This is a genomic window from Nostoc sp. CCY0012, assembly GCF_963920855.1.
In the GTDB taxonomy this organism is placed as follows: Bacteria; Cyanobacteriota; Cyanobacteriia; order Cyanobacteriales; family Nostocaceae; genus Cyanocohniella.
Genome location: NZ_CAWUDM010000168.1, coordinates 1 through 9,013, shown reverse-complemented (window position 1 = coordinate 9,013; position 9,013 = coordinate 1). Strand labels below are relative to the sequence as shown.

Sequence of the window (9,013 nt, the reverse complement as noted above, 5' to 3'; positions counted from 1 at the left end):
CTCCCCACTCCCCACTCCCCACTCCCTACTCCCTACTCCCTACTCCCCACTCCCTATTTCTAATTCCAATCCTGTTCTTCCTTTTTGCCGCGACTTTTATAAATTCCTCCCTTATCATGCATTTGGCGAGTTTTTTCCAAAAGTTCAGCTTCCGTTAAACCCCACTGCTGTAAGACTTTATCTAAATCTTTTTGAATGTCTCTGGCTCCGGGAAAGCCTTGATAACGAATCCGTAGCCTAGCCAATTCGGCTAAATTGTAGTCCGTTGGCTCTTGAGCGAGTAAAATATCAATAGAGGGGCGATCGCGGTTGTAAAGTGGGTGTTGTTGATCTTTACTTCCGTGTAATTCAGACATAGTTTATACCTTTAGTGGGATTATTAATTCAACCAAAATCTAGAGTTCAGAGTCTTGCCTTCGCGCCATAATGAATGAAGACGGCAACCACACCTGATCCCATACGGCTCTCACCACTGCCATTACATGTTAAATAAAGATACATTATCTTTAAGAAAATACAAGAAAGTTTAAATGAGGGTGAATTGATTTATCTCACCCAAAGTCCAAGCAGCAAGGGAGCAATAACCCGCTATGTTTGAACACTTCACTTCCGAAGCCATTAAAGTAATTATGCTAGCTCAGGAGGAAGCCCGTCGCCTGGGACACAATTTTGTAGGAACTGAACAAATTCTCCTGGGTTTGATTGGAGAAGGAACTGGGGTTGCTGCTAAAGTGCTGGCCGAATTGGGCGTTACTCTCAAAGAAGCACGTCGGGAAGTAGAAAGGATTATCGGTAGAGGTTCTGGTTTTGTACCACCAGAAATTCCTTTTACCCCCAAGGTGAAAAGCTTATTCGAGCAATCGTTTAGAGAAGCTAATAGTCTGGGACATAACTACATCAACACTGAACACTTACTCTTGGGATTGACCGAGGCCGGTGAAGGCGTCGCCGCCAAAGTGCTACAAAATCTAGGAGTTGACCTCAAGAGTGTTCGTACCGCAGTCATTCGTCGTTTAGGTGAAGGCGTATCTGCCTCTGTTTTCTCTGGTGGTGGTGGTAGTGCAAAACGCACCCAAAACCTGAGCGTAGAAGAATATGGCAGAAATCTCACCAAAATGGCGCAAGAAGGTAAGCTTGACCCTGTAGTTGGTCGGGCCAAAGAAATTGAGCGTGCCATTCAAATTCTCGGTCGCCGCACGAAAAATAACCCAGTATTGATTGGTGAACCAGGAGTTGGTAAAACTGCGATCGCAGAGGGTCTAGCACAACGTATTGTCAATCAAGATGTGCCGGAAATTTTGCTAGATAGGCAAGTTATCAGCCTAGATATGGGATCACTAGTTTCTGGAACTCGCTTTCGTGGCGACTTTGAAGAACGCCTGAAGAAAATTGTCGAAGAAGTCCGTTCTGCTGGCAATATCATTCTGGTAATTGACGAAGTTCATACCTTAGTTGGCGCTGGTGGTACAGAAGGCGGTTTAGATGCAGCAAATATCCTCAAACCTGCCTTAGCACGGGGAGAACTCCAGTGCATCGGTGCAACTACCCTGAATGAGTACCGTCAACACATTGAGCGTGATGCAGCCTTAGAACGCCGTTTCCAATCAATTTTAATTGGCGAACCATCGGTAGAGGAAACCGTTGATATTCTTTACGGCTTACGCGGTGCTTATGAGCAGCATCATAAAGTCCATATTTCTGATGAAGCTGTTTTAGCAGCAGCCCAATTGTCAGATCGTTACATAAGCGATCGCTTTTTACCAGATAAAGCCATTGACTTAATTGATGAAGCTGGTTCTCGCGTGCGGCTACGCAACTCTCGCATTTCTGCTAATAAAGAACTCAAACAGCAACTAGTCGGTGTGACTAAAGCCAAAGAAGAAGCAGTCAGAATGCAGAATTTTGACAAAGCTGGAGAACTGCGCGACGAAGAAATCAAACTGGAAGCAGAACTGCACACCGATAAAGCTGTCCCACCTCCCGTTGTGGATGAGGAAGACATTGCTCAAATCGTCGCTTCCTGGACAGGCGTACCAGTCAACAAACTCACTGAATCTGAGTCAGAGTTGCTGTTACACCTAGAAGACACACTCCACGAACGCCTAATTGGCCAAGAACAAGCAGTTACAGCCGTATCTCGCGCCATCCGTCGCGCCAGAGTGGGGTTAAAGAATCCCAATCGCCCAATTGCTAGTTTTATCTTCTCTGGGCCTACCGGAGTTGGTAAGACAGAATTAGCAAAATCCTTGGCATCATATTTCTTCGGTGCTGAAGAAGCCATGATTCGCCTGGATATGTCCGAATACATGGAAGGACATACCGTATCCAAACTTATTGGCTCACCTCCTGGTTACGTAGGATACGACGAAGGTGGACAATTGACCGAAGCGGTGCGGCGTAGACCATACACAGTGCTGCTATTCGACGAAATTGAAAAAGCGCACCCCGATGTATTCAATATGTTGCTGCAACTCTTGGATGACGGTCATCTTACCGATGCCAAAGGTCGGAAAGTGGACTTCAAGAACACGCTAATTATTCTGACTTCCAACATTGGTTCTAAGGTAATTGAAAAAGGTGGCGGCGGTTTAGGCTTTGATTTCGATACTCAAGCCGATGCTAGCTACAACCGCATTCGTAACTTAGTTAATGAGGAACTGAAGGCTTACTTCCGTCCTGAATTTCTCAACCGCTTGGATGACATTATCGTCTTCACTCAACTTTCCAAGGATGAAGTCAAACAAATTGCTGACATCTTGCTGCGTGAAGTTGCTAGCCGTTTAACTGAAAAAGGCATCATCCTCGAAGTTACAGACCGCTTTAAAGAGCGTGTAGTCGAAGAAGGCTATAACCCCAGCTACGGTGCTAGACCGTTACGTCGGGCAATTATGCGCCTGTTAGAAGATCCTCTGGCCGAAGCAATGTTATCTGGTGAAGTCCGCGATGGAATCACAGCCATTGTGGATGTTGATGACGACAATCAGGTGAGAATACAAGGGTCAGAAAAACGCGAATTACTATTAGCTAATGCTAATTAAAGTGCATAGCATCTTAGTTTTTTAGCAAGTAATTTACTAACATAAAATTGTCCCCTGGTAGAGATATCAGGGGCTTTTTATTTAACCCCCATTTTCAACCAACTAAAAACTTGATTAACAGTTAGCGTCAAGTCAATTTCTGGTAAAACAGGTAAACAATCTTCTCCTTGAAGTAGTTCTGGTTGTTGTCCAGGTAAAAATACTAAAATACTCCAGTCATCAGGGTCAAGAAACCATCCTAAATTACTGCCATATTTTAAACAATGGAGAATATTTCCAATAACTTTGTTAGGCTTTTGTTCTGGTGACAGAATCTCAATTGTCCAGTCTGGTGGAAGATTAAAATTATCTGGAACTTGATTATCAGCCGTAAACTGGATACTTTTCCATCTGAATACAGCTACATCTGGTACGATTGAACGTCCTCCAAAACTACAACGTAATTCAGAAAAAGCATACGCAATTTTCGGTTCCTCAGCTATTTGATTTATGGCTGCACAGAGTTTTCCTTGTAACCTGCTGTGTCTCCCTTTCGGCATTGGTTTAGGGATGATTTCTCCATTGATATATTCACTAGCAGGCTTAGTTTCTGGGATCTGCAAAAACTCCTTTAGTGTTAGAGGTTGAGCAGTGGTAGCACTCATGGCTCCTCAATCCTCAAAAGATTTGTCCTCAGTTTAGCAGTAGTTGGATTGTTACTGACTGATTGAACTAACCCTTTTTCCAGTTGAAACCAGAAGGAGGCATATTCAAACAGCAGCAACAATCTTTTAATTATTGGCTTTTTAACACCCCCAGTTCTTGCTGTATAGGCAAGACATCTAAAATATCGATTTGAGCGCAATATTTTAAATCTTCATGACCTTCAAGACGTAATAACCTTTTACCGTGACTAGCTTGGTGGAATAATTCCAATAAGTCATTTTGCCACTGGGAGTAAAGAGCGATCGCACTAATTAACTCATCGTTACCAGCTAAATCATCTGGGGATAATTGAGACTTTTCTACAAGACTATGAGCGATCGCCCCGGCGCATACTGTATCTTCTAACGAAAAACTGCCTTCCCAACCGGAACCGACAATCCACACTATCTCTGGTTGTTTTTCCAGGAGATAATGCACCACCGCCGCCCGGTTAATCAAAGCTGCGGCGATGACAGTTGGGGAGTGTTGTATCCGTTGTAAGGCGCGAGTCCCATTGGTGGTACTAATAAACAAACGTCGCCCCTGGACTACTTCCGGTGTGCAGTCGAGGGGAGAATTACCTAATTCAAAGCCAGTTACCTTAGCGCCGCCGCGTTCTCCAGCCCTCAGTCGTTTTTCTGATGGCCATTTTTCGCTGACTGCAATTAGTTGATCTAAGTCACTGAAAGCTTGCACAGCTTCGCCTCCAGATGCCAAGACAGTGGCTATTGTGCTAGTAGCTCGCAAAACATCAACTACGATCGCGCAGTCTGGAGTTTTGTCCGTGGGAGTCAATTCCGGAGTGTGGTATATGAATAGCTTCACGCGCTGGATACACCTGCTCTAAATACTGTTACCGAGAGTACATTCTAATTGGTGTCATTCACCATAATCACAGTTAAAGTCAGAGGATTTCTTATCTTTAGGCAAGAGTATTCATTATCTTAGACCGGAGATTTGCAGCCAAGGGACACAAACAGCGGTAATCTGAAAACAGAATCAACCTGCTAAAACAGTCTTTTACGCAGTCTCAGCTTGGCAAATAGAACCGGAATTTTTGCATCTCATCCGCTGATCCAACATCTAAAATCTGTGACAAAATCAATATGGCACCTTTACCTGACTATCGCCCCAAACAACTGTCTGTAGGCCCTTTGGAAGCAGAAATTTTAAATATCATCTGGGAATTGGGTTCAGCTACAGTCAAGGATGTTCACGATCGCATTCTCTCTGACCCGAACCGAGAATTAGCTTACACTTCTGTCACCACAGTCCTGCGCCGCCTGACAGATAAGGGTTGGTTAACCTGCAACAAACAAGGACGGGCATTTTATTGGCAACCCAAGTTGACAAAGCAGCAAGCACAGGTAATTAAGGCCCACGACCAGTTACAACGGTTTTTAGCAGTGGGCAACCCTGATGTTATTGCTGCCTTTGCTGATAGTCTAGATGAAGCCGCCAGCGAGCAATTAGAAGCGATCGCTAAACGCATTCAAGCCGCACGCCAAGCCAGGGAGGAACAACAATAATGCATTTGATGATGATTTTGACTGCTTTGACAGTTGCTTGGAGTTTAAGATGCTCTGGGAATCATCTCCAAGGTAACTGGGGTGTCCGGTGGCGGCGATCGCTATTTTTATTTCTCTTTCCGCCATTGTTAATTTTTATGACGGCGATCGCTGTTTTATTTATGGGGCCCCAAGGCAATATGGGTGGGGTACATACTGGCTGGTTAAGCTATGAATTTGCGTTAACTTGCCTAGCTTTTTTTGCCGTTTTATGTATTAAATTGGCTTTCCAAGGTTGGCAATCTGTGGAATCTGCTCGTCAATCTCCTTTGGTGCATCTTGCAGGTAAACAAGTTAGGTTACTGAACACAGACGCACCGTTTGCTGGTCAAATTGGCTTTTGGCATCCAGAACTAGTAGTTAGTCAAGGATTACTGCAAACCCTCTCCCCAGAGCATGTAGATAGTGTCTTGGCACATGAACAAGGACATTATCATTACCGCGACACATTTTGGTTTTTCTGGCTGGGTTGGGTACGCGCCTGTACCAGTTGGTTACCCAATACAGATGTTTTGTGGGAAGAACTCTTAGCTTTGCGTGAATTACGTGCTGACAGTTACGCCGCGTCACAAGCAGACCCGCTTTTGCTGGCAGAGTCGTTACTGATGGTGGTGAGTAACAGCAGTGTATCATCAGAAATTTGCTGTGCAGCTTTAGGGTCTAGTGGAGGCGATACCTACGACGGCAAGCTACGCTTAGAACAGAGAATAGAAGCTTTATTAGCACCACCAGAACCCACACCAGAAATTAACTGGCAGTACTGGAATAGTTTTCTTCTGGCGTTTATACCACTAGTGACTGTAATATTTCATACATAAATTGGCAAATTAGGTCACATTAAAACAAGAGTCTGGCGCTACACACTAAGGCACCCAGTGATTCATGCCAAATCCTCAGACTGATAGGAACTAATTTTGAGATTCATGAGGATGACTCGGTGAATCAGGACGCTTTTCTAGTGGCGTGAGTTGCTCTTGTATCCGCTGCTGTTGTTGAGGATGAATTTTTATTTTTAGGGGTGTATCTAAAGCAGAACGGCTTCTGTTTAGCAAAAGTTGAATTTCTTTCTCAAATTGCTCTCTACCCCGTGTAAAAAAGTTTGGCTCTCTGGGGTTAATTGCACCGTTGATTATCGGCTGACTGGCTTTAGCAGCAAATGGTACACTAACCACTAAAACTGCCATAACCAGAGTTATCGATTTAGCTATGGTTAGGCTGGAAAATTTCTGGTAAAAAATGCTTTTCATGCGACCATCTTGTGATTGGGTTTGTGAAAGATTACCACAAGAAGACATTTGTATTCTATCTGCGATCGCACTTGATTAACTGACTACTAAACAAAAATGCAAGTTAGCTAATCTAACTCTTTACTTTAACTTATATTTTTTTAAACTCCCCAGGCTGGATTCGAACCAGCGACCAATCGATTAACAGTCGATCGCTCTACCACTGAGCTACTGAGGAACGCTCACAGTTTCTAATATTAAACCCAACACATAAGATTTGGCAAGTACTTTCCCAAACTTTTTTTCGTATATGCTAAATTTTTATAAAATTCCAACCATAAACCCTGCTATATAATGGTTTGAGACTTTTGAACGAGAGAGTATACCACTCTAGCCCCTAGCTTCTAGTCCCTACTGTAATCCCATCCGCAATTCCGCTAATCGCTGCCGTGCTTTAGCGTCAATAGAGTTGGCTAAAAACCTACCTTTAGGTTGTTGACGTTTTTGATATTTATGTCGCATCCGACAAACTGTGGTTTCTACCTCACCACACAGTTGTTGTGCCGATAACCATTCAGCCCCATACCCCTGTACCATCAACTGCTGTGCGCGGTCTGATGTTGCCACAATCACGCGAGCAATCAGAGATTGGGCTATTTGATAACGCAAAGATGCACAGGATTTTTCAATAAAAGTATCTGCTGTTTGCCCAAAATCAGTGTAATGAACTGATAAAAGTTCTGTAATAATTTCTTGATTGCTAGAGGCTTTATGATATTGAGCATCAAAAATTATTTGCGTATCATAACCTTGAAATGAGCTGTAACTAGTCATCGCTTCCACTAATTCCCAGCGTGCTGCCTCTAATCCTGCTTGATCACGGGTTTTTTTCAGGCAAGGCCAAGCGCCAATGATGTTGTAGCCGTCTACTAACAAAACGGCTCGGAGTAATGGACGAGGCATGGTTTTTAATCACAGTTATCTAGAGTTAACAAAATCCATTCATAAGTTTTATAGTAATTGAAGCACTGCTTGTAACACTATGTTACATAACAGCAAAAAATGCGAGATGCTAGCAAAATTGGACGTGCAAAAGCTTTATCAAAAGGAAACGCGCCCGTTTAAGGCGCGCTGTAATTGTGATTAATTATTGATTAATTAACTGAAGAAAAAGAATTAGTAGAAATTGACTGTTTAAGAAGTTTCATCTTCTAGAGTCATTAAACGTTGTTTGAGACGCTGAGGTTCACCTCTATCTACCAAAAAGCCTTTTTCTAATAAAAAAGCACCGTCACAGTAATTTAACTCATCTAGACGATGAGTTACCCATAGAGCTGTAATACCGCGACTTTTCACTAAGCGACGGACACCAGCCACTAAATCCATTTGGCTATCTGGATCGAGTAAAGCTGTGGGTTCATCTAACAATAAGATTTCACAACGCCGGGCGATCGCACCAGCGATGGCGACGCGTTGTTTTTGTCCTCCACTCAGTGCATAAATAGGGCGTAGTTGTAAAGCCGACAAATTGACTGCCCCCAGCGCCTCTTCTACTCTATCCCTCACCGTAGCAGGCGGCAATTTTTCTTCCACAAGACCAAAAGCCACATCAGCACCAACTGTGGGCATGACTAATTGATGATCAGGGTTTTGAAAGACAAAGCCAACCGGATGTAAAACCCGAATTTCCCCGGACTGGGGAGCTAATAGCCCCGCCAGCAGTCGGAGTAATGTTGATTTACCACTGCCATTTGTACCCAAAAGCATCCAAAATTCACCCACAGGTACTTCCAGAGAGCAAGATTGGATAGCCGTCTCGCCATTAGGCCAACTGAAGCGTAAATCTTTAACTTCAATGCCCGCTTCCGCCATGTGTATACCTTAGTTATTCACTTATTCAGCGGTTACGGCAAAAAAGCCTGGTGGTCTGCCGCTACTGGTACTGGTACCATCTTTTTGAACAATTTGTACCCCAGAAATTTCACTAGCACGCACAGCAATTTTCTTTTCTGTCTTACCTTCACACTTCAGTTCCACAAGGTCAGGATTACCAGAGCGCATCGCTGCCAAAATTAGCTGATAAACTGCTTCAGCATCCTCTGCTGATTTACGTTGTACAGAGATAGGAAAGGCAGTGTTTCTGAGACTTAAGTCGATGGTAAACATTTAGGATTAATCAAAACATAACTGTAGGACTCATTTTAGCGTCAGGGCATGAGGAATTGGGGATTAGGGATGAGAGAAGAATTTTCCTAGTACCTAGTACCCAATCTCCTTTTGAAAAAAATTACTGGAAAAATTAGCGATTTACACTTATAATTATGAGAGTCGGTAAAAATTTGTAAACTAGATTGACAATCTGGTTAACTTTCTGCATATAGATAGCTGTAAAAAGCCAGTCTACCAGCAGATTTGTACTTATAAGATTTGGAGATTTGTTCTAATGACCATCGCAGTAGGACGCGCCCCCAGTACAAGAGGGTGGTTTGACGTACTA

10 protein-coding genes and 1 tRNA gene are annotated in these 9,013 nt (G+C 43.4%); 3 read left to right on the top strand and 8 right to left on the bottom strand.

Features of this window, described 5'->3' with window-relative positions:
- Positions 1-59: 59 nt before the first annotated feature.
- Positions 60-356: a DUF3288 family protein gene (locus tag ACM0OS_RS27320; protein ID WP_414546319.1), complete on the bottom strand. Its 297-nt coding sequence runs from the start codon at positions 354-356 to the stop codon at positions 60-62.
- A 234-nt stretch (positions 357-590) separates the two neighbouring features.
- Here ACM0OS_RS27320 and ACM0OS_RS27315 point away from each other — a divergent pair, with 234 nt between their 5' ends.
- Positions 591-3,038 (top strand): ATP-dependent Clp protease ATP-binding subunit, encoded by a 2,448-nt coding sequence (locus ACM0OS_RS27315; RefSeq protein WP_414546318.1) that lies wholly within the window; start codon positions 591-593, stop codon positions 3,036-3,038.
- Between the two features lie 77 nt (positions 3,039-3,115).
- On the opposite strand, the gene ACM0OS_RS27310 is transcribed toward ACM0OS_RS27315, so the two are convergent.
- Positions 3,116-3,682: a Uma2 family endonuclease gene (locus ACM0OS_RS27310; protein WP_414546317.1), complete on the bottom strand. Its 567-nt coding sequence runs from the start codon at positions 3,680-3,682 to the stop codon at positions 3,116-3,118.
- 130 nt (positions 3,683-3,812) lie between these two features.
- On the bottom strand, positions 3,813-4,547 hold the full coding sequence (locus tag ACM0OS_RS27305) for a 2-phosphosulfolactate phosphatase family protein (protein WP_414546316.1): 735 nt from the start codon (positions 4,545-4,547) through the stop codon (positions 3,813-3,815).
- Positions 4,548-4,828: 281 nt separating this feature from the next.
- Between ACM0OS_RS27305 and ACM0OS_RS27300 the strand changes: the two genes are divergently transcribed.
- Both ACM0OS_RS27300 and ACM0OS_RS27295 read left to right on the top strand, forming a co-directional pair.
- On the top strand, positions 4,829-5,251 hold the full coding sequence (locus tag ACM0OS_RS27300; protein ID WP_414546315.1) for a BlaI/MecI/CopY family transcriptional regulator: 423 nt from the start codon (positions 4,829-4,831) through the stop codon (positions 5,249-5,251).
- A complete protein-coding gene (locus tag ACM0OS_RS27295) occupies positions 5,251-6,108 on the top strand; it encodes a M56 family metallopeptidase (protein WP_414546314.1) in 858 nt (285 codons plus the stop codon). Before ACM0OS_RS27300 ends, ACM0OS_RS27295 begins: the two co-directional genes overlap by 1 nt.
- A 90-nt stretch (positions 6,109-6,198) precedes the next feature.
- Here ACM0OS_RS27295 and ACM0OS_RS27290 read toward each other — a convergent pair whose 3' ends face one another.
- From ACM0OS_RS27290 to ACM0OS_RS27270, 5 genes are all read right to left on the bottom strand, one after another.
- Positions 6,199-6,585, bottom strand: coding sequence for a hypothetical protein (locus ACM0OS_RS27290; protein WP_414546313.1), 387 nt, complete (start codon positions 6,583-6,585; stop codon positions 6,199-6,201).
- 97 nt (positions 6,586-6,682) lie between these two features.
- Positions 6,683-6,754 (bottom strand) — tRNA-Asn (locus tag ACM0OS_RS27285).
- A 173-nt stretch (positions 6,755-6,927) separates the two neighbouring features.
- Positions 6,928-7,479 (bottom strand): NYN domain-containing protein, encoded by a 552-nt coding sequence (locus ACM0OS_RS27280; protein WP_414546312.1) that lies wholly within the window; start codon positions 7,477-7,479, stop codon positions 6,928-6,930.
- A gap of 231 nt (positions 7,480-7,710) precedes the next feature.
- Positions 7,711-8,388 carry an ABC transporter ATP-binding protein gene (locus ACM0OS_RS27275; protein WP_414546311.1) on the bottom strand — a complete coding sequence of 226 codons (678 nt, stop codon included), beginning with the start codon at positions 8,386-8,388 and terminating at the stop codon, positions 7,711-7,713.
- Positions 8,389-8,409: 21 nt separating this feature from the next.
- A complete protein-coding gene (locus ACM0OS_RS27270; RefSeq protein WP_414546310.1) occupies positions 8,410-8,682 on the bottom strand; it encodes a hypothetical protein in 273 nt (90 codons plus the stop codon).
- Positions 8,683-9,013: the final 331 nt, after the last annotated feature.

Bases quoted from the DNA above. Each gene is read 5' to 3' on its own strand.
- ACM0OS_RS27320 (WP_414546319.1), bottom strand. From the start codon at position 356: ATGTCTGAATTACACGGAAGTAAAGATCAACAACACCCACTTTACAAC.
- ACM0OS_RS27315 (WP_414546318.1), top strand. From the start codon at position 591: ATGTTTGAACACTTCACTTCCGAAGCCATTAAAGTAATTATGCTAGCT.
- ACM0OS_RS27310 (WP_414546317.1), bottom strand. From the start codon at position 3,682: ATGAGTGCTACCACTGCTCAACCTCTAACACTAAAGGAGTTTTTGCAG.
- ACM0OS_RS27300 (WP_414546315.1), top strand. From the start codon at position 4,829: ATGGCACCTTTACCTGACTATCGCCCCAAACAACTGTCTGTAGGCCCT.
- ACM0OS_RS27295 (WP_414546314.1), top strand. From the start codon at position 5,251: ATGCATTTGATGATGATTTTGACTGCTTTGACAGTTGCTTGGAGTTTA.
- ACM0OS_RS27290 (WP_414546313.1), bottom strand. From the start codon at position 6,585: ATGTCTTCTTGTGGTAATCTTTCACAAACCCAATCACAAGATGGTCGC.
- ACM0OS_RS27280 (WP_414546312.1), bottom strand. From the start codon at position 7,479: ATGCCTCGTCCATTACTCCGAGCCGTTTTGTTAGTAGACGGCTACAAC.
- ACM0OS_RS27275 (WP_414546311.1), bottom strand. From the start codon at position 8,388: ATGGCGGAAGCGGGCATTGAAGTTAAAGATTTACGCTTCAGTTGGCCT.
- ACM0OS_RS27270 (WP_414546310.1), bottom strand. From the start codon at position 8,682: ATGTTTACCATCGACTTAAGTCTCAGAAACACTGCCTTTCCTATCTCT.